Raw genomic sequence first — 18,703 nt, 5'->3', positions numbered from 1 at the left:
GGTTCAGAACAACCCTTCGGGTGGATCGGCAATGATCCGGCCCTGCGCCAGATCGACGGTCGGCACCGCCGCCAGGGTGAACGGCAGCAGCACGGTGGATTTCAGGCCCGGCCCGTGGATTTCCAGCAGGTCCGACGCGCCGTGGTTCTGCACCGACTTGACCCGCCCAAGCAGCTTGCCGCCGGTGTCATAGACCTCGAGCCCGATCAGGTCGGCGTGGTAGAATTCGTCATCCGGCAGCGACGGCAACTGGTCTCGGCGGGCAAACAGGCGCATCCCCTTGATGGCGTCGGCCTGTTCCTTGGTTTCGATCCCGCCCAGCCGTGCGGCAAACCCGTTCTTGATCGGGCGCGTTATCACCAGCGGATAGCGCTCGGTCCCGGTTTCGTCGGTCAGGGGGGAATAGGTTTCGATGTCTTCCGGCACGGCGCAAAAGCTTTTCAGTCGCACCTCGCCGCGCACACCGAACGAGCCGCCAACGGCGCCGACACAGACAAGATCTTTTTCTCGCTTTTCGGTCATCGGGTCTCAATCGGAAGTTCGGGAAGCCGCGCTTCCCAGCCTACGCGTTCCAGTTCCGGAATGTCTGATACTTCTTCCGGCCAGCCAAGGCAAAAATAGCCGATCAGCCGCCAGTCATCGGGCACCTCCAGGTCGCGGGCCAGTTGCTCGGGATCAAGGATCGACACCCAGCCAAGGCCCAGCCCCTCGGCCCGCAGGGCGAGCCAGAACAGGGTGATGGCGGTGACAACCGAGTATCGGCGCATCTCGGGCATCGTGGCAGCGCCCAGTCCGCGGCCCTTGCCAGTGGTGTCGTCGCAGAAAACGGCCAGTTGCACCGGGGCTTCCTGCATGCCCGACAGCTTGAGCCTGCTGTAAAGCTGCGCCTGTTCGCCGGAATACCCGGCCAGCGCCTGCGCATTGGCTGTCTGGAAATTCTTCAGGGCGGCGTCGCGGGCCGTCTTGCTTTCGACGCGGATCACGCGCCAGGGTTCGCTCAGCCCCACCGAAGGGGCCAGTCGAAAGGAGTCGAGACAGCGCGCCAGCACTGTCTCGTCCACCGGATCGGTGCGGAACCGACGCACGTCGCGCCGGAGCCGCAGCAGCAGGTTGAACTGCGCGCGGAACTCGTCGCTGAAGGTCTGATCCCGCACGCCAGCCCTGCTTATTCTTCGGCAGCGGCTTCTTCTGCCGGAGCAGCAGCGGCTTCGGCTGCTTCAGCGGCCTTGGCTGCCTTCTCTTCGGCGCGCTCCTGGGCTTTCTTGCCCGGGGTGCCTTTCTTGGGGTTGTTGCGCTCGGCCTTTTCCTTGACGCCGGCAGCTTCCAGCATGCGGGCGATCCGGTCGGTCGGCTGCGCGCCCTGGTCCAGCCAGTACTGGATGCGCTCCATGTTCATCTTCACGCGCTCTTCGCTGTCTTTCGGCAGCAGCGGGTTGTAGGTGCCCAGCTTCTCGATGAAGCGGCCGTCACGCGGCATGCGGCTGTCCGCAGCAACGATGCGGTAGAAGGGGCGTTTTTTCGAGCCGCCACGGGCCAGACGGATTTTCATTGCCATGGTGTTTCTCCTTTGATGGCGTTGACCGGTCGAGTTTCTTGCCTCTGTCCGGTTATTCCTGGTGCTTCTTGTGGTGTCGGATGACTTCCTGAATGATGAAGTTCAGGAAAGCCTTGGCGAAATCGGGGTCCAGGTCGGCCTTTTCCGCCAGGTCTTCGAGCCGTGCGATCTGCTGCGCCTCGCGCGCGGGATCGGACGGGGGAAGGTCGTGTTCTGCCTTGAGCCTGCCGACGGCCTGCGTGTGCTTGAACCGCTCGCCCAAGGTATAGACAAGGATGGCATCCAGACGGTCGATGCTTTCCCTGTGTTCTTTCAGCAATTCGGCGGCGCGGGTGGTGGCGTCAGTCAATGGCCCATCCTTTCGGTTTGAAGAGTGGGTCGGCATAGTGGCTGATTTCCATCTCGATGCCGTGCGCCAGCTGGGTGCCGGCCAGTTGGTCCGGCGCCGGGTGGCGATAGACCGCATCGCTGCCGTCGATGGTGGGCGCGTTCGGATCCTTCTTTGCGCCCAGCCGCTCGGCCAGGCGGATCGAATCTAGATTCTTGGGGTCGATATAGCTGACCGCGCCGTCCCAGCCGAGTTCACCATAGAAATAGGCGCGCGCGGCGTGGGTCGCCTCCAGCGCGTAGCCTTTTCCGGCCGCGTCGGGCCAGATCACCCAGGCGATCTCGGCCTCGGGCCAGCCCGCCGGTTTCCAGCCCCCGGCCATGCCATAGGTTTCATCGGTGGTCTTGTCGTGGATCATCCACATGCCATAGCCACGGATCTGCCAGTGGCCGATCTCGGCGGCGTAGAGCATCCACGATTCATAGGTGTTCAGCGGCCCGCCCATGAAACGCGCGCGGTAGCTGGTGAAGGTCGCCTTGAAATTCGGGTAATCCTCGGGCTCGGGGCCACGCAGGACCAGCCGCCTGGTTTCGAGGACGGGGATCGAGGTGATGCTCATGCGTAGGCCTCCATCCCGCCGTTGACCAGTTCCCCCGGTGCCGGGTGGCGCCAGACATGCATGGTGCCGAACTCGGGGTGATCGTAGGTATGATCGAACGCCGCGCCCAGACGCCTTGCCACGGCCTGACTGGCGGTGTTGGCCGGGTCGATCAGCGAGATCGCGGTCTCCCAGCCCAGCACGTCATAGGCATAGGCCCGCGCCGACAGGGCTGCCTCGGTCGCATATCCCTTGCCGGTGGCGTCGTTCATCAGGGTCCAGCCGATCTCGGGCTCGGGCCAGCCGTGCGGGAACCACAGGCCGACATGGCCGACATAAGCGCCGGTGGCCTTTTCCTCGACTCCCCAGAAGCCGTAGCCGCGCAAGGCCCAATGCCCCAGCAGCATGGCCAGCGAGCGCCAGGTCTCGTCCGGGCGCTTGGGTCCGCCGACGAAGCGCGAGGCGTCGGAGGCAAAGAACGCGGCCTCGGCTTCGAAATCCGCCTCGCGGGGTGCGCGCAGGATCAGCCGTTCGGTCTCGACCGTGGGGATATGAAGCGAAAAGCCGGTCACTTCTTCTTTCCGAACCCGCTCAGGCCGGGGGGCAGGGCCATGCCGCCGCCCATGCCGGGCATGCCGCCGGGCATCTTGCCGCCCATCGCCTTGGCCGCGGCTTCCAGTGCCTTGGGATCCATGCCCGCGGCCATTTCTTCGGGCGAGGGGCCGCCCTTGCCGAACATGCCCTTCATGGCCTGTTTCAGCATCTTGCCTTTGCCCATCTTGCCCATCTTCTTCATCATGTCCGACATCTGCCGGTGCATCTTGAGCAGCTTGTTGAGGTCGGAGACCTGCATCCCCGAACCGGCCGCGATGCGTTTCTTGCGGCTGGCCTGAAGGATCTGCGGGTTGGCGCGTTCCTTCTTGGTCATCGACTGGATCATGGCGATCTGCTGGCGCAGGATCCTGTCGTCGAGACCGGCCTGATCCATCTGCTTGGCCAGCTTGCCCATGCCCGGCATCATGCCCATCATGCCCTGCATGCCGCCCATCTGGAGCATCTGTTCCAGCTGCATCTTCAGGTCGTTCATGTTGAACTGACCCTTGACCATGCGCTTCATCATGCGCTCGGCCTGCTCGGCCTCGATGGTTTCCTGTGCCTTCTCGACCAGGGCCACGATGTCGCCCATGCCCAGGATCCGGCCGGCGATACGCTCGGGTTCGAAGGTCTCCAGGGCGTCCATCTTTTCGCCCAGACCGACGAAACGGATGGGCTTGCCGGTGACAGCGCGCATCGACAGCGCCGCACCGCCGCGCCCGTCGCCGTCCATCCGGGTCAGGACCACGCCCGAGATGCCGACCTTGGCGTCGAACTCCTCGGCCACCTCGACGGCGACCTGACCGGTCAGGCCGTCAACCACCAGCAGGGTCTCGCGCGGGTCCACCACGTTGCGAACCTGCTCGACCTCGTCCATCAGGACTTCGTCGATATGCAGACGGCCCGCGGTGTCGAGCATGTAGACGTCATAGCCACCCAGCAGCGCCTGCTGCTTGGCGCGCTTGGCGATGTCCACCGGTTTCTGGCCCGGCACGATCGGCAGGGTATCGACGCCAATTTGGGTGCCCAGAACCGCCAGTTGGTCCATCGCCGCCGGGCGGTAGACGTCCAGCGAGGCCATCAAGACCTTCTTGCCCTCTTTCTCTTTCAGGCGTTTCGCCAGCTTGCCGGTGGTGGTGGTTTTCCCTGAGCCCTGCAGACCGACCATCAGGATCGGGGCGGGCGGGTTGTCGATCTTCAGCTTGCCGGGGTCTTCCTCGCCGCGCAGCACGTCGACCAGCGCGTCATGCACGATCTTGACGACCTGCTGACCCGGCGTGACCGACTTGGTCACGGCCTGACCGGTGGCCTGTTCCTGCACTTTCTTGACGAACTCGCGGGCGACGGGCAGCGAGACGTCGGCCTCGAGCAGCGCCACGCGCACCTCGCGCAGGGCGGTCTTGACGTCTTCCTCGGACAGGGCGCCCTGTTTGGTCAGCCGGTCAAAGACGCCGGAGAGGCGTTCGGATAGATTTTCAAACATGCCTTCGGCCTCCTTCGCCGGTTGTCTGTTGGCGCCCCATATCTAGGGACGAATGGGTCAATGCACAAACGCCCCCACGGGCGCAACGCGCTGGTGGGGGGCGATCCCTGAACGGCTCAAGGGACCGGAAGGTTTGACGCTTCCGGGTGTTGGCGCTGCAGATAGGCGCAAATCCCGCCCGAGTCAACATGCCGGCGCGGGTTGCATCGCGCCCGGGTTTCGGCGAAGAGGCCCGGAACGCTCAGGAGGATTTCATGGACGCATCTTCTGCATATCAGGACAGCCTGCCGCTGAGTTCCGACGCGCTGCTTGCGCGGCTTTCCGAGTGGGGCCTGTCATATCGCCTGCACGAGCATGTCCCCCTGCGGACGGTCGAGGAGTCGAAGGCGGTCGAGGACCAGTTCATGGTGCCCGGCGAGAACGCCTTGCGGGTCAAGAACCTGTACCTGCGGGACAAGAAGAAGCGGAATTACCTGGTGACGCTGGAACAGAGCCGCGAGATAGACCTCAAGGCATTGGGGGCCGAGCTGGGCGTGGGCAACCTGTCCTTCGGCTCGGCGGATCGGTTGATGCAGAACCTCGGGATCCGGCCCGGCGCCGTCAGTCCGCTGGCGATGATCAACGGCGTCGGCAACGACGTCCGGTTCTTCATGGATGCGGCTGCCCAGCAGGTCGACGTGATCTACATGCACCCTTTGGTCAATGACCGGACCGTGGCCATGTCGCGCGAGGATGTTTTCGCGTTCTTCGACAGGATCGGCTGCGAGGTAAATTGGCTGCCATGAAGGAACGCGCCTTGCGGCGCGTGCCTCCGGCGGGAGTATTTGTGAAAAGATGAAGAGCGGGCACCATGATGGCGCCCGGTCGCTTTTCAAAGGTCAGGCGGCCAGTTGTGCCACTGCGTCGCGCGCCTTCTGGAGCGTGGCTTCCGGATCGAGCGCCATCCGGTCGGCGGCGATCACCTCGACGTCGTGGATGCCGATGAAGCCCAGAACGTGGCGGGCATAGCCGGTGGCGAAGTCGATCTCCGAATCGACCGCCGTGCCGCCCGAGGCGATGGCGAGGATGGCGCGTTTTCCTTCGAGCAGGCCTTTGGGGCCGTTTTCGGTATAGGCAAAGGTGACACCGGCGCGTGCGACCAGGTCGATCCAGGCCTTGAAGGCCGCCGGCACCGAGAAGTTGTAGATCGGCAGGCCGATGACGATGGTGTCTGCGTCCTGCAGTTCGGCAACCAGTTCGTCCGACAGGGCCAGCAGATCGAGCTGCGCCGAGTCGCGCTGATCGGCCGGGGTGAAGTTCGCGTTGATCCAGTCTTCGGTCAGCAGCGGCAGCGGCGTCGCCAGATCACGACGGATGATGCGCTGGGCGTCCAGATGCTGGACGATTTTCTCGGATAGTTCGCGGGTCGCCGATCCGACGCGGCGGGCGGAGGCGTCGATGTGAAGGATGGTTTTGGACATTTCCGGTTTCCTTTTCAGGCAGTGAGGAACTTTCGATGCCACCAATATGTTCATTGCCTCAGCGAACAAAACATGGAAAAAATAACATCAACTGTTGGAATTTGCACATTAGGAAAGGCGCTCCATGAACAACTGGGACGAGGTGCGAACCGCTTATCAGGTTGCCCGAATGGGGACGGTCAGCGGTGCCGCCGAGGTGCTGGGGGTGCATCATGCGACGGTCATCCGCCACATCGACGCGATCGAGGCCCGGCTGGGCGTAAAGCTGTTCCAGCGTCATGCCCGCGGCTACACGCCGACCGAGGCGGGCGAGGATCTGATGCGCGTGGCGCAGGCGACCGAGGACCAGTTCAACCAACTGGTCGGCCGCATGAAGGGGCGTGGAGACGATGTGTCGGGGGAGCTGGTGGTGACGTCCCTGTCGTCGCTGGGGCCGCTGGTGGTTCCGGTTCTGGGAGAGTTCCAGCGGATGCATCCGGGGCTGATCGTGCGTTACCTGACCGGAGAGCGCCTGTTCCGCCTGGAATATGGCGAGGCGCATGTGGCGATCCGGGCGGGGTCGGTGCCGGACCAGCCCGACAACGTGGTCCAGCCGCTTCTGACGCAGGAGATCGGGCTGTATGCCAGCAAGGCCTATGTTGACAGGCACGGGTTGCCCCGAGGTGTCGATGACTTCCCGAAGCATTTCTTCGTGGGTGGTGACGACGAAAACAGCCGCGCACCTTTTCTGCGCTGGCTGCGCGCTACGGCGCCCGCCGAGGCGATCACCTTCCGCTGCACGGATTCCTTCCCGATGCGCGAGGCGGTTCTGGCGGGCGCGGGGATAGGTTTCATGGCCCGCTGGGATGCGGTGCGGCAACCGGATCTGATCGAGGTGATGGAGCCGTTGCCGGAATGGGCCGGCAAACTGTGGCTGGTGACCCATGTCGATCTGCACCGGACCACCAAGGTGCAGGCTTTCCTGAAATTCCTCAAGGAACAGGCAAAAACGTGGCAGCCCTGAGTTTCGAAGCCCGCGGCCATCTGGCCATGCTCGCCTTTTCCGCGCTGGTGGCGGGCAGTTTCTCGCTGGGCTCGCTCATCGCGAACGAAATCGCACCTGCGGCCCTGAACGCGGCCCGGTTTGCCATTGCGTCGGTCGTGATTGGGGCGGTCTCAGCCGCCACGACGGGCTTTCCGCGCAGCGCCGCAGACGCGCCGTGGCGCTATTTCGTCCTCGGCGGGCTGTTCGCGACCTATTTCGTTCTGATGTTCGAGGGGCTCAAGACCGCGCCGCCGGTGAGTGCGGCTGCGGTTTTCACCCTGACGCCCGTCATGTCAGCATTCGCTGGATGGGTGCTGCTGAGGCAGGTCACGACGCCCAGGATGGCTCTGGCATTGGTCGTCGGGGCGATCGGGGCGCTGTGGGTCATCTTTCGCGCCGACTGGGAGGCATTCCGCGCCTTTGAGATCGGGCGGGGCGAAATCATCTATCTCTGGGGCTGCGCGGCCCATGCGGTCTATACTCCGATGGTGCGGAAACTGAACCGGGGTGAGCCGGCGGTCGTTTTCACTTTTGGAATGCTGGTCGCAGGGGGGGTGATTCTGACGCTCTATGGGTGGTCGGATATCAGGGCCACAGACTGGATGAACCTGCCTGCGATCGTCTGGGTCGGGCTGTTCTACGTCGCGATCTGCGCCAGCGCGGCCACCTTCGTTCTGCTGCAATTCGCGACACTGTATCTGCCCTCGGCCAAGGTCATGGCCTATACCTACCTGACCCCAAGCTGGGTGATCCTGTGGGAAATCGCACTCGGCAACGGCGCGCCCACGGGCTTGGTCCTGATCGGCATCGCCCTGACTGGCGTGGCGCTCGCGATGCTGCTCAAACGAGACGGGCCGCCGGGAGCCTTGGAGCAGGAAAGTTGACGTCGATCAAGACTTTGGCGCTTCGGTCGGGTATCATTGTGGAAAATCACCAAGGAGGGCGCTGATGTTCAATCACATCATGATACCGGTAGACCTGCATATGCCGCCCGAAGTGTCCAAGGCCATGGATGTGGCGGCCGAGATGGCGAAATTCATGGGCGCGCGGATAACCATCGTCAGTGTTACCGGGACGGGCATGACAGATGCTCCGCACACGCCGGAGACGATCAAAGAGGCATTGGCCACGGTGTCCGAAGCGTTGCATGAAAAAAGCGGGGCCGCGGTCGAGATACACAATATCACGTCGCACGACATTCCCGTCGAGGTGGACTCGGACCTTGTGCGCGCTGCCGAAGAGATCGATGCGGATCTGATCATCATCGGAACCCATGCGCCGCGCATTACGGACTATGTGATGTCCAGCCATGCCGGCTATCTGGCCAAGCACGCGACCGTTTCGGTTTTCGTCGTGCGCTAGGGGCGGGGTCAGCTTTTGCCGCCGGGCAGCTCGGTTTCCAGAAACCGCTCGAACGCATCCAGGTTCACCGGCTCGAACTGGCCAAAGCCCTGCATCCACACCGAGGCGGCCCGCATTGCGTCTGGCTCCAGCTTGCACCATTTGACCCGTCCCCGTTTCTCTTGGCTGATCAGGCCGGCGCGGGTGAGAATGGTCAGGTGTTTCGAAATCGCCGCCAGCGACATTTCGAAGGGCTCGGCCACATCCGTGACCGCCATGTCATCCTCGAGCAGCATCGCCAGGATGGCGCGCCGGGTCGGGTCGGCCAGGGCGGCAAAGATGGTGTCGAGATCTTCGGACATGCTTTGGCAGAACCACATGGCGCGCATATCGTCAACCATTTGGTTGAATATGCTGAATCCGCGACTTTCGCGCTAACAGGCGTTTGGACGCAAGGTCGCACATACCTCGGGGTTGGGGAGTTTCGCATAAAAACAATGGTTTAATCGTTTTCTGCAAAGCCAAACTGCGTCGTTGACTCTGAGCCCTCTCCGCCTTAGCACCATGCCCAAGAAAGCGTGAGGACGACGTCGTTGACGGATGAGGACCAAAAGCAGCGCCTGTCGCAGCTTGAGGCGAAGATCGAGGCGGCGAAAAAGGCGAACCAGCCCAAGGCCCGCGCGGACGCTGACATATCCGGGGGCGAACTGGCCTGGCGGATGGTCATCGAGATGGTGTCCGGTCTGGGGATCGGATTTGGCATCGGATACGGGCTGGACAGCCTGTTCGGGACGATCCCGATCTTTCTGGTGCTGTTCACATTGCTGGGCCTTGCCGCCGGGGTGAAAGTCATGCTCCGCAGCGCGCAAGAGGTCCAAGAGAAACAAAAGGCGGCCGAGGCATCGGCCGAAAAGGACGAGAGGGACTGAACGTGGCAAGCGAGACCACCGCAGCACACGGCGCCGAAGGCGCGGAACATGCAGCAGAAGGCGGCAGCCTGGTGTTCCACCCGATGGACCAGTTCATCGTCAAGCCGCTCTTCGGCGGTGACACGATTGCCTGGTACACGCCCACAAACGTGACCCTGTGGATGGCGCTGGCCATTCTGGCGATCATCGGCCTGCTGGTGCTGAGCACCTCGAAGCGCGCCATCGTCCCGACCCGCATGCAGTCCATCGCGGAACTGGCCTATGGCTTCATCTACAAGATGCTCGAGGACATCTGCGGCAAGGAAGGCGTCAAGTACTTCCCCTATGTCATGACGCTGTTCATGTTCATCGTCACCGCGAACTTCCTGGGTCTGCTGCCCATGTCGTTCACCACCACCTCGCATTTCGCCGTGACCGTGGTGCTTGCTCTGGCGGTGTTCCTGACCGTGACCGTTCTGGGCTTCGTCAAGAACGGCGCCGGTTTCCTGAGCCTGTTCTGGGTGTCGAGCGCGCCGCTGGCGCTCCGCCCGATCCTGGCGATCATCGAACTGATCTCGTATTTCGTTCGTCCGGTCAGCCACTCCATTCGTCTTGCCGGCAACGTCATGGCAGGCCACGCGGTGATCAAGGTGTTCGCAGGCTTTGCAGCCGTCGCCGCGATCTCGCCCGTGTCGGTCCTGGCGATCACCGCAATGTATGGCCTCGAGGTCCTGGTGGCCTTCATCCAGGCCTACGTTTTCACCATTCTGACCTGTGTCTATCTCAAGGACGCTCTGCATCCGCATCACTGATCGGGACCTGATCCCGGCACAGGAACGATAACCCTACATCGAAACTTCCAAATCGTAAGGAGACATCATCATGGAAGGCGATCTCGCACACATCGGCGCAGGCCTGGCAGCAATCGGTTCGGGCGCAGCCGCAATCGGGGTGGGCAACGTGGCAGGCAACTTCCTGGCCGGCGCCCTGCGCAACCCCTCGGCCGCCGCTTCGCAGACCGCAACCCTGTTCATCGGTATCGCATTCGCAGAAGCCCTGGGGATCTTCGCATTCCTCGTGTCGCTGCTGCTGATGTTCGCCGTCTAACCTGCGGAACCTGATCCTTACGCGCGGGTGGGCCCAGGCCATAGCGGCCCGCCCGTTGTAAAGACAAAGTTCCGACGGAGGACATCATGGCGACTGAAACAACCGGAGCAGTAGGAACCTGCGTCGACTCTCATGGCTCTGCCATCGGGATGCCGCAGCTTTGCTTCGACTGGTTCCCGAACCAGATCTTCTGGCTCGTCGTTACGCTGGTCGTCGTCTTTCTGGTCCTGTCCCGCGTGGCTCTGCCCCGTATCGCGGCGATCCTGGCCGAGCGGAAGGGGACCATCACCAACGACCTCGCTGCGGCCGAAGACCTGAAGGCCAAGGCGGTCGAGGCCGAAGAGGCCTACAACAAGGCGCTGGCGGATGCCCGTGCCGAAGCGCAGCGCATCGCTTCCGAGGCCCGTGCCGAGATCCAGGCAGATCTGGACGACGCCATCGCCAAGGCGGATGCGGAAATCGCTGCCAAGGCGGCCGAGTCGGAAAAGGCGATTGCCGAGATCCGCGCCGGTGCGCTGGAAAGCATTAAACTGGTTGCCAAGGACACGGCGACCGAACTCGTCACCGCTCTGGGTGGTAAGGCCGATGCCGACGCCATCGCGGGTGCGGTCGATGCCCGGATGAAAGGATAAGAGACATGCGCAACATTCTCGCCCTTATCCTGACCGCAGGTGCCGCCAGCCCGGCTTTTGCCGCAAGCGGCCCGTTCTTCTCGCTGGGCAACACCGACTTCGTGGTGACCATCGCGTTCATCGTGTTCGTTGCCGTGCTGTTCTACTTCAAGGTGCCCGGCATGATCGGTGGCGCGCTGGACAATCGCGCCCAAGGGATTCAGGCCGAACTCGACGAAGCCCGGGAACTGCGCGAAGAAGCGCAGACCCTTCTGGCGTCCTACGAGCGCAAGCAGCGTGAAGTGCAGGCTCAGGCTGATGCCATCGTCGCAGCCGCCAAGGAAGACGCCGTTCTGGCCGCTGAACAGGCCAAGAAGGATCTGGAAACCTCGATCGCGCGCCGTCTGGCCGCCGCGCAGGACCAGATCGCCTCGGCCGAGGCTTCGGCGATCAAGGAAGTGCGTGATCAGGCGATTGCGGTTGCCGTCGCGGCAGCAGGCGAAATTCTGGCCAAGCAGATGACTGCCGCCCAGGCCAACAAACTGATCGACGCGGCCATTGCTGACGTGGACGCCAAACTGCACTAAGCGGTTTCGACGCGATCAAGACAAGCCCGGCCCATGAGGCCGGGCTTTTTTCGTCGGATTCCAAAGGTTCAGGACTGGCGCCGGGTTTTTCACCCGCGCCGAGTTTCGTGCTGTAGCCTCTGGCGTGCGATGGCTTCGTTCTGCTCGGCCTTCTGGTGGTCGGCCAGGCATTGCTCGACATAGTTCAGATGCGCCTCGACCGCCGCACGAGAGCCTGCCGGGTCGCGGGCCTGAAGTGCCTGGTTGATCGCGCGGTGCTGGTTCAGGATCGCCTCGCGGGTGGTTCGCTGGTGGAACATGATTTTTCGATTGTAGAAAACGCCCTGCCGCAGCAGATCGAACATCGACCGCATCATGTGCAGCATGACGACATTGTGGCTCGCCTCGATGATCGCCATGTGGAACTGCGCATCCAGTTGGGCCTCGTCGTCGGCGGCACGTTTGGCGTGGGCGGCTTCCATCTTGTCAAAGATCTTCTGGATCACCTTCAGATCGCTCTGCGACCCCAGCCGCGCCGCCCGTTCGGCCGCCAGCCCCTCCATGTCCCGGCGGAACGAGAGATAGTCGAAAACGGCCTCGTCATGAGTTCCGAACAGGCGGATCAGGGCCGGCGAAAAGGCCGAGCCCAGAACCTCGGCCACGTAAATCCCCGACCCGGCCTTCGCAGTCAGCAACCCTTGCTCCTGCAACTCGGCGATGGCATCACGCAGCGAAGGCCGTGAAACGCCCAAACGCTCGGCAAGTTCGCGTTCGGAGGGCAACCGTTCTCCGGGCCTCAGGATTCCCCGCAAAATGAGCAGTTCGATCTGGCGAACGACTGCGGTCGACAGCTTTTCGGATTGGACTTTCTGGAAAGGCATCTCGCGCTCGTTAGAATTGGTCAAAACAGATGACCACACAAAAGGGTGTTCTTCAAGATTTGCGCCTGCGTCATCACGCGTTTTCAGAACGGCAGGACACACATTCCGGAGCGCATGGCGGGGTCGGAAACGAATCGTTAACGTTGGCTGCGGATTGTGACGGCATGAAGTGGATCCTTTCGTTTCTCCTCCTGATGTCCTGCGCGCAGGCAACCCCCCATTTCGCAGGCGTTCCCGCCACCCGGGTCGAGGTTGACGGCAGCATTTTCGACGTTCGCGTACGGGGCAATCTTGCCGAAGCTGTTCGCGTCAACCGGCAGTATGCGCCACGGCTGGGGCCGATCCGGGACAGGGCAGAGATTGCCATGGCGCAAGCGTCCGGATGCCCCGTGATGGAGGTTATGGGGGATGCCGCCGTGACGACGGGCGTCCTGGGCTGCGACCAGGCCGAAGGCCGCCGATTGCTGCAAACGGTTCGTTCTACCCCGAATTACGAATGCTTCGACTATTGGGGCGGCGACGGTTATGACGAGTTCCAGTGCTACCCGTATTGATCGCCCCCCCCAGTGACCCTGAGATGGGCAAGATATTGTGGATAACTTGGGCGCGCAGGCTATATCCTGCGCATCAACATTGACTCATCGCCCTTCCAGCGCGCAGACTCGGACTCCACGGGAATCATGGATGACGACCCTTGCGTTTCAACAGGCTCAGACTTACCGGCTTCAAAAGCTTCGTTGACCCGACTGATCTGATCATCGCGGAGGGGCTGACGGGTGTGGTCGGTCCGAATGGCTGTGGCAAGTCGAACCTGTTGGAGGCGCTGCGCTGGGTCATGGGCGAAAACCGTCCCAAGGCCATGCGCGGCGGCGGGATGGAGGACGTGATCTTTGCCGGGGCTGCCACGCGCCCCGCCCGAAACTTCGCCGAAGTGTCCCTGATCATCGACAATTCCGAACGGCTGGCGCCCTCGGGATTCAATGACAGCGATCAGCTGGAAATCGTCCGTCGCATCACCCGCGACGTGGGCAGCGCCTACAAGGCCAATGGCAAGGACGTGCGGGCGCGGGATATCCAGATGCTGTTCGCCGACGCCTCGACCGGTGCCCATTCACCGGCGCTGGTCCGGCAGGGGCAGATTGCGGAACTGATCAACGCCAAGCCCAAGGCACGCCGCAGGATCCTCGAAGAGGCGGCCGGTATTTCGGGCCTGTATCAGCGCCGGCACGAGGCCGAACTCAAGCTGAAAGGCACCGAAACCAACCTGACCCGCGTCGATGACGTGCTGGAACAGTTGGGGGCGCAGCTGGCGCAACTGGCCCGTCAGGCCCGGCAGGCCGCGCGCTATCGCGAGATTGGCGAACAGTTGCGGCAGGCCGAAGGGATGCTGCTGTATCGCCGCTGGAAAGAGGCCGACATGGCCCGTCAACTGGCCGAGGACAAGCTGCGCGAGCGGATCACCGAGGCGTCGCGTGCTGAGGCCGCGGCGCGCCAGGCCGAGGCCGCGCGCATCAAGGCGGACGAGGTTCTGCCGCCGCTGCGCGAGGAAGAAGCAATCGCCGCGGCCGTCCTGCAGCGCCAGCAGGTGCAGCGCGACGCGCTGGCCGATCAGGAAACCCGCGCCCGCCAGACGATCGAAACCCTGACCGCGCGGATCCAGCAGCTCGGCCGTGACATCGAGCGCGAAACCGGCCTGAACAAGGATGCCGGCGAGACGATCGAGCGGCTCGAGTGGGAAGCCCGCGAACTGGCCAAGGCCGCCGAGGGCCATGATGACAAGCTGGCCGAGGCCGCCGAGGTCGCGCGCGAGGCCGCCGCCGTCCTGCAGGAGCGCGAGGATCTGCTGTCGCAGGAAACCGAGGATATGGCCCGTCTGGTGGCCCGTCACCAGTCGGCGCAGCGCCTCGTCGAGGACAGCCGCAAGACGCTGGCCCGCTCCGAGGCCGAAGAGGAAAAGGCCAAGGCCGCCGTGACAGAGGCCCGAACGGCACTTGCCCGTGCCAGCGAGGCGTTCGAGGCCGCGCAGGAGGCCGAGGAAGAAGCCCGCGAGGCCGCCGAAGCCGCCGAAGAGGCGCTGGCGGCAGCCGACGAGCTGCGCAACGACACGCAGGCGCGCGAAGCCGAGGCACGGGCGAAACGCTCGGAGGCCGAGGGCGAGTTGGGCGCGATCCGGGCCGAAACCGCCGCGCTGGCCAAGCTGGTCGAGCGCGACACCGCCGAAGGGGGGCAGGTTCTGGATCTGCTGCGGGTCGAGCCGGGTTTTGAAAAGGCGCTCGGGGCCGCGCTGGCGGACGACCTGCGCGCTCCGCTGGTCGAGGGCGACGGACCCTCAGGTTGGGTTCAGGTGCCGGGTTACGACGCCGACCAGCCGCTGCCCGAAGGGGCCGAACCGCTGGCGCTGCATGTCTCGGGACCCGACCGCCTCAGCCGCCGTATCGCCCAGATCGGCCTGATCGACGCGGAACAGGGTGCGCGGCTGCAACCCTTGCTCAAGCCCGGCCAGCGGCTGGTCTCCCGCTCGGGCGACCTGTGGCGCTGGGACGGGTTCCGGGCTTGGGCCGAAGATGCGCCGAGCGCGGCAGCGATGCGGCTGGAGCAGCTCAACAAGCTGGAGGCGCTGAAGCAGCAACTGGCACAGGTCGAGGCGCAGGCCGAGGGTGCGAGAGCCGCACACGAGGCGTTGTCGCGGCAACTGGCGGAGGTGACCGAGGCCGACCGCCGGGCGCGCGAGGCCCGCCGTGCCGCCGACCATCGGGTCGCCGAAGCCGCCCGGGCGCTCAGCAAGGCCGAGGCGGAGCGAAACCTTGCGCAGGGCAAGTTGGAAACCCTGACGCTGGCGGTCGATCGCCACAAGGAAGATGCGATGTCGGCGCGCATTCAGCTGCGCGAGGCCGAAGGGGCGTTGGCCGAACTGGGCGATCTGGACAGCGCCCGCGCCCGGGTCGAGGACATCAAGCAGACGGTAGAGGCCGCCCGGATCACCATGCTGACCCACCGCTCCACGCATGACGAGTTGCGGCGCGAGGGCGAGGCGCGCACCCGCCGCTCGCAGGAGGTGGCCAAGGATCTCAGCGGCTGGCGGCACCGTCTGGAAACGGCGGGCAAGCGGATCGCGGAACTGACCGAGCGCAAGGCGACCTCCGAGGAGGAGTTGGCCGAGGCCATGGCCGTTCCCGGCGAGATCGCCGAGGCCCGCGAGGAGTTGAACGAACAGATCGAGGCCGCCGAGGCCCGCCGCGCCGAGGCCGCCGACCGTCTGGCCGAGGCCGAGACCAGGCAGCGCGAGGCGATCCTGGCCGAACGCGAGGCGGAACGTCTGGCCTCGGAAGCGCGCGAAGCCCGCGCCGCCGCCGAGGCCCGCTGCGAGGCCGCGCGAGAGGGCGTTGTGGCCGCCGCCGAGCGGATCGCCGAGGATCAGCAGCTGACGCCGAACCAGTTGCTGAACCAGCTGGGCGGCGATCCCGACAAGATGCCGGCCGCCGACGCGCTGGAGGCCGAGGTCAACCGTTTCAAGCGTCTGCGCGACGCGATGGGCGCGGTCAACCTGCGCGCCGAGGAGGACTCGCGCGAGGTCCAGGAAGAATATGACACGCTCAAGTCCGAGAAGGCCGATCTGGAAGAGGCCGTGAAGGCCCTGCGCAGCGGCATCGCCAGCCTGAACCGCGAAGGGCGCGAGCGTCTGCTTACGGCCTTCGAGCAGGTCAATTCCAACTTCGCCATGCTGTTCAAGCACCTCTTCGGCGGCGGCGAAGCCAATCTGGTCATGGTCGAAAGCGAGGACCCGCTGGATGCCGGTCTGGAGATCATGTGCCAGCCGCCCGGCAAGAAGCTCTCGACCCTCAGCCTGCTGTCCGGTGGCGAGCAGACCCTGACCGCAATGGCGCTGATCTTTGCGGTGTTCCTTGCCAACCCGGCGCCGATCTGCGTGCTCGACGAGGTGGACGCGCCGCTGGACGATGCCAACGTGACCCGCTTCTGCGACCTGCTGGACGAGATGTGCCGCCAGACCGACACGCGGTTCCTGATCATCACCCACCACGCGGTGACGATGGCCCGGATGGACCGGCTGTTCGGCGTGACCATGCAGGAACAGGGCGTCAGCCAGCTGGTCTCGGTGGACCTCAAGAAGGCCGAAGCGATGGTCGCCTGACCCTGCCCAGTAGCGCGAGCGGCCAATTTATGCTATGCTTTCCAGCATGTTGGTTATTTTTGTGGTGTTCGTTATCGCGTTTCTGGCGCATCCGGCTCTTGGTGGTGACATGCAACTCCGGAGCATCTGGGTCAATGGCGGGGATACTGAAAACTCATTCATGCTCGACCAGCCCTATCCCGGACCGCAAACTCCGTTTTATCGCTCTGCGAGGGGTGGCCAAGCCCCTTTGCCCGATGAGGACCAAGAACTCGGTTTCTCTGTGGGTGGGGTGAGAATGGAGGTCGATGATGAGCTGTGTATCCGGCTGCAAAGGCGGGTCGACCGCTGCGATCTGGCGATCGAACCAGATCAGGTGCTGATCTATTCCCGCGAAAGCACGGGGCGGATGAAGGTTCGGCTCAGGCTGGGCGTGCGCCCCTGAGGGTCGGTCACGAGGAGTGCGTTCACCGCAACGTGACTCCCGTGTCGTTCCATTGTGCGTCAGGTTGGTTGCATGAGATATCTCGCTCTCATCATCTGCCTTGCTGCAGGCCCCGTCTCGGCCGAAGGCTGGGCGTTGCGTCCGGGAGACATACCGCTCGGCCGCGATGAACTCGCGGCCCTGGCAGGTCGGACCTTGACTTTTTACGACGACGGGCAGTCCAGATATTCGGCTGGCGGTGCCTATTCCTTCACCTATTCCGCCGAGAACGGAGGCGGCACGGCCTTTGGCACCTATAGGATCGCCGAGGATGGCAGCATTTGCGTCGATTTCCGCAACGGGTTCAGCCGCTGCGATCTTTATGTCCGCAACGGTGATCGGTTGATCCTGATAAACGAAAAAGGCGAGCGCTATCCGGTCAGGCCCAATTGACGGTTTTCCGTGTCTTTCGCCCCTTCTAATCAGCTTGCAGGTGGGCCGAAGTGGCGTGACCAGATTTCCGCTCGGATATTGTCGCGCGCCTCGTATTCCTGAATGGCTTGTTCCAGACTGCCGATGTCGTCGGTCTCTTGGTCTGCGCCCATTCGGGTCAGGCGCATCGTGTACCATGCCGTGATCCCGCCTTCGGCCGCATTCGGAAATCTTGGGAAAGAGGGCTCGGGCATCCGGTTTTCCTGCCACAGGTTTGGGAGGGTCGGCTCCAGGGCCAGCGCGCGGGCAAGGCCGATCACGTCGACGGCACCACTCGACAGGGCCTCGTCGGCCTGACCCCGCGTCTTGACACCGCCGGTCAGCATCAGGGGCTTGGTCGTCTCCTTTCGCGCGCGCTTGGCGAATTCGACGAAGTAGGGACCCCGCCCGGCGCTGTCTGACGCCGATTTTGCGCCCGGGAAATAGGTTCCGCCGCTGATATCGATCAGGTCGATGGATGTTGCGTCCAGAGCGGCGACGACTTGGAGGGCGTCATCTTCGACAAGCCCCCCTTCCAGCTGGTCCGAGGCGTTCAGTTTGATCGCGATCGGAAAGTCGGGACCGACCGCCTCCCGTATGGCCCTGATACATTCCAGGATCAGCCTCATTCGGTTGGTGATCGTCCCGCCGTATTCATCGCTGCGCTTGTTGAACAGCGGCGAGAGGAATTGGCTGAGGAGGAACCCATGTGCCGCATGAACCTGCACGCCGCCGAATCCCGCCTGCTTGGCCAATTCCGCTGTTCTGGCGAAATCTTGGGGAACCTGACGAATTTTCTCTAGCATCATCTCGGCGCAGACCAGCCCCGGCAGATCCAATGCGCTTGGCCCCTTGGGATTGCTGATCGGCCCGTGCGCCAGCGCGCCGGCGTGGCCCAGTTGCAACCACAACTGAGCGCCATTCCGACCGCCATGCCGCGCAAGTTCTTGAAACTTCGAAAGATCGGCCTGGGAGTCCAGCACCAGGTTCCCGGGCTTCTCTGGAAAATTCGGCGAAGACTGCACCTCTCCGATGATGGATACGGCCAACCCACCCTCTGCCCACCGCTGATACAGCCGGTATTGCTCTGCCGTGGGATGACCGGTGCCGTCCCCCAGTGAATCAGACATGGCGGATTTGGCGATCCTGTTTTTCAGGATGACTCCACACGGCAACTCAAGTGGCTGGAACAGCGGCGCGGGATGGCTCATCGGGAGGACTCC

General features: G+C 63.7%; 24 protein-coding genes. 13 read left to right on the top strand and 11 right to left on the bottom strand.

The features are described from left to right. Positions 1-3: 3 nt before the first annotated feature. Genes rimM through ffh form a run of 7 tightly spaced genes read right to left on the bottom strand, consistent with a single transcriptional unit; the run spans position 4 to position 4,558 of the window. Positions 4-522, bottom strand: a complete 519-nt coding sequence (rimM, locus tag AVO45_RS05990) for a ribosome maturation factor RimM (RefSeq protein ID WP_068345027.1) — start codon at positions 520-522, stop codon at positions 4-6. Then, the gene (gene bluB, locus AVO45_RS05985; RefSeq protein WP_068345026.1) at positions 519-1,154 is read right to left on the bottom strand and encodes a 5,6-dimethylbenzimidazole synthase; all 636 of its coding nucleotides are present in this window, start codon (positions 1,152-1,154) and stop codon (positions 519-521) included. The genes rimM and bluB overlap by 4 nt, the downstream gene beginning before the upstream one ends. Positions 1,155-1,165: 11 nt before the next feature. Next, positions 1,166-1,555 (bottom strand): 30S ribosomal protein S16, encoded by a 390-nt coding sequence (gene rpsP, locus AVO45_RS05980; protein ID WP_068345025.1) that lies wholly within the window; start codon positions 1,553-1,555, stop codon positions 1,166-1,168. A gap of 52 nt (positions 1,556-1,607) precedes the next feature. Next, the gene (locus AVO45_RS05975) at positions 1,608-1,904 is read right to left on the bottom strand and encodes a chorismate mutase (protein ID WP_420819929.1); all 297 of its coding nucleotides are present in this window, start codon (positions 1,902-1,904) and stop codon (positions 1,608-1,610) included. Beyond that, positions 1,897-2,502 (bottom strand): GNAT family N-acetyltransferase, encoded by a 606-nt coding sequence (locus AVO45_RS05970; RefSeq protein WP_068345023.1) that lies wholly within the window; start codon positions 2,500-2,502, stop codon positions 1,897-1,899. Before AVO45_RS05970 ends, AVO45_RS05975 begins: the two co-directional genes overlap by 8 nt. Beyond that, positions 2,499-3,053 carry a GNAT family N-acetyltransferase gene (locus AVO45_RS05965; RefSeq protein WP_068345022.1) on the bottom strand — a complete coding sequence of 185 codons (555 nt, stop codon included), beginning with the start codon at positions 3,051-3,053 and terminating at the stop codon, positions 2,499-2,501. The genes AVO45_RS05970 and AVO45_RS05965 overlap by 4 nt, the downstream gene beginning before the upstream one ends. Further along, positions 3,050-4,558, bottom strand: coding sequence for a signal recognition particle protein (ffh, locus tag AVO45_RS05960; protein WP_068345021.1), 1,509 nt, complete (start codon positions 4,556-4,558; stop codon positions 3,050-3,052). The genes AVO45_RS05965 and ffh overlap by 4 nt, the downstream gene beginning before the upstream one ends. A gap of 254 nt (positions 4,559-4,812) precedes the next feature. Between ffh and AVO45_RS05955 the strand changes: the two genes are divergently transcribed. Beyond that, positions 4,813-5,343 (top strand): prolyl-tRNA synthetase associated domain-containing protein, encoded by a 531-nt coding sequence (locus AVO45_RS05955; protein ID WP_068345082.1) that lies wholly within the window; start codon positions 4,813-4,815, stop codon positions 5,341-5,343. Positions 5,344-5,436: 93 nt separating this feature from the next. Here AVO45_RS05955 and AVO45_RS05950 read toward each other — a convergent pair whose 3' ends face one another. Next, positions 5,437-6,018 carry an FMN-dependent NADH-azoreductase gene (locus AVO45_RS05950; protein ID WP_068345020.1) on the bottom strand — a complete coding sequence of 194 codons (582 nt, stop codon included), beginning with the start codon at positions 6,016-6,018 and terminating at the stop codon, positions 5,437-5,439. Between the two features lie 124 nt (positions 6,019-6,142). On the opposite strand from AVO45_RS05950, the gene AVO45_RS05945 reads away from it, so the two are divergent. From AVO45_RS05945 to AVO45_RS05935, 3 genes are all read left to right on the top strand, one after another. Then, complete coding sequence (locus AVO45_RS05945) at positions 6,143-7,021, top strand: LysR family transcriptional regulator (protein ID WP_068345019.1); 879 nt, start codon at positions 6,143-6,145, stop codon at positions 7,019-7,021. Beyond that, on the top strand, positions 7,018-7,926 hold the full coding sequence (locus AVO45_RS05940) for a DMT family transporter (RefSeq protein ID WP_099045716.1): 909 nt from the start codon (positions 7,018-7,020) through the stop codon (positions 7,924-7,926). Before AVO45_RS05945 ends, AVO45_RS05940 begins: the two co-directional genes overlap by 4 nt. Before the next feature lie 64 nt (positions 7,927-7,990). Then, on the top strand, positions 7,991-8,404 hold the full coding sequence (locus tag AVO45_RS05935) for a universal stress protein (RefSeq protein ID WP_068345018.1): 414 nt from the start codon (positions 7,991-7,993) through the stop codon (positions 8,402-8,404). Positions 8,405-8,412: 8 nt separating this feature from the next. On the opposite strand, the gene AVO45_RS05930 is transcribed toward AVO45_RS05935, so the two are convergent. Next, positions 8,413-8,745, bottom strand: a complete 333-nt coding sequence (locus tag AVO45_RS05930; RefSeq protein ID WP_068345080.1) for an ArsR/SmtB family transcription factor — start codon at positions 8,743-8,745, stop codon at positions 8,413-8,415. A 231-nt stretch (positions 8,746-8,976) separates the two neighbouring features. Here AVO45_RS05930 and AVO45_RS05925 point away from each other — a divergent pair, with 231 nt between their 5' ends. The 5 genes from AVO45_RS05925 (at position 8,977) to AVO45_RS05905 (ending at position 11,596) form a co-directional block, all read left to right on the top strand. Further along, positions 8,977-9,312 carry an AtpZ/AtpI family protein gene (locus AVO45_RS05925; RefSeq protein ID WP_068345017.1) on the top strand — a complete coding sequence of 112 codons (336 nt, stop codon included), beginning with the start codon at positions 8,977-8,979 and terminating at the stop codon, positions 9,310-9,312. A gap of 2 nt (positions 9,313-9,314) precedes the next feature. Then, the gene (locus tag AVO45_RS05920) at positions 9,315-10,103 is read left to right on the top strand and encodes a F0F1 ATP synthase subunit A (RefSeq protein ID WP_205627858.1); all 789 of its coding nucleotides are present in this window, start codon (positions 9,315-9,317) and stop codon (positions 10,101-10,103) included. Between the two features lie 70 nt (positions 10,104-10,173). Beyond that, a complete protein-coding gene (locus tag AVO45_RS05915; RefSeq protein WP_005981269.1) occupies positions 10,174-10,398 on the top strand; it encodes a F0F1 ATP synthase subunit C in 225 nt (74 codons plus the stop codon). Between the two features lie 86 nt (positions 10,399-10,484). Further along, positions 10,485-11,030, top strand: a complete 546-nt coding sequence (locus tag AVO45_RS05910) for a F0F1 ATP synthase subunit B' (protein WP_068345016.1) — start codon at positions 10,485-10,487, stop codon at positions 11,028-11,030. A gap of 5 nt (positions 11,031-11,035) precedes the next feature. Continuing rightward, a complete protein-coding gene (locus tag AVO45_RS05905; RefSeq protein ID WP_068345015.1) occupies positions 11,036-11,596 on the top strand; it encodes a F0F1 ATP synthase subunit B in 561 nt (186 codons plus the stop codon). An 89-nt stretch (positions 11,597-11,685) separates the two neighbouring features. On the opposite strand, the gene AVO45_RS05900 is transcribed toward AVO45_RS05905, so the two are convergent. After that, the gene (locus tag AVO45_RS05900) at positions 11,686-12,456 is read right to left on the bottom strand and encodes a FadR/GntR family transcriptional regulator (RefSeq protein ID WP_068345078.1); all 771 of its coding nucleotides are present in this window, start codon (positions 12,454-12,456) and stop codon (positions 11,686-11,688) included. 164 nt (positions 12,457-12,620) lie between these two features. On the opposite strand from AVO45_RS05900, the gene AVO45_RS05895 reads away from it, so the two are divergent. From AVO45_RS05895 to AVO45_RS05885, 4 genes are all read left to right on the top strand, one after another. Further along, positions 12,621-13,010 carry a hypothetical protein gene (locus tag AVO45_RS05895; protein WP_068345014.1) on the top strand — a complete coding sequence of 130 codons (390 nt, stop codon included), beginning with the start codon at positions 12,621-12,623 and terminating at the stop codon, positions 13,008-13,010. Between the two features lie 140 nt (positions 13,011-13,150). Beyond that, entirely contained in the window at positions 13,151-16,606 is a 3,456-nt protein-coding gene (locus tag AVO45_RS05890; protein ID WP_068345013.1) for an AAA family ATPase, read from the top strand. A gap of 34 nt (positions 16,607-16,640) precedes the next feature. Beyond that, positions 16,641-17,030, top strand: a complete 390-nt coding sequence (locus tag AVO45_RS19675; RefSeq protein WP_157770107.1) for a hypothetical protein — start codon at positions 16,641-16,643, stop codon at positions 17,028-17,030. 72 nt (positions 17,031-17,102) lie between these two features. Next, positions 17,103-17,462 carry a hypothetical protein gene (locus AVO45_RS05885; protein WP_068345012.1) on the top strand — a complete coding sequence of 120 codons (360 nt, stop codon included), beginning with the start codon at positions 17,103-17,105 and terminating at the stop codon, positions 17,460-17,462. 29 nt (positions 17,463-17,491) lie between these two features. On the opposite strand, the gene AVO45_RS05880 is transcribed toward AVO45_RS05885, so the two are convergent. Beyond that, the gene (locus AVO45_RS05880; protein ID WP_068345011.1) at positions 17,492-18,691 is read right to left on the bottom strand and encodes an NADH:flavin oxidoreductase/NADH oxidase family protein; all 1,200 of its coding nucleotides are present in this window, start codon (positions 18,689-18,691) and stop codon (positions 17,492-17,494) included. Positions 18,692-18,703: the final 12 nt, after the last annotated feature.

It is taken from the genome of Ruegeria marisrubri, assembly GCF_001507595.1.
GTDB lineage: Bacteria > Pseudomonadota > Alphaproteobacteria > Rhodobacterales > Rhodobacteraceae > Ruegeria > Ruegeria marisrubri.
The sequence above is the reverse complement of the archived record's forward strand: the minus strand, read 5'-3'. Positions and strand labels throughout refer to the sequence as shown.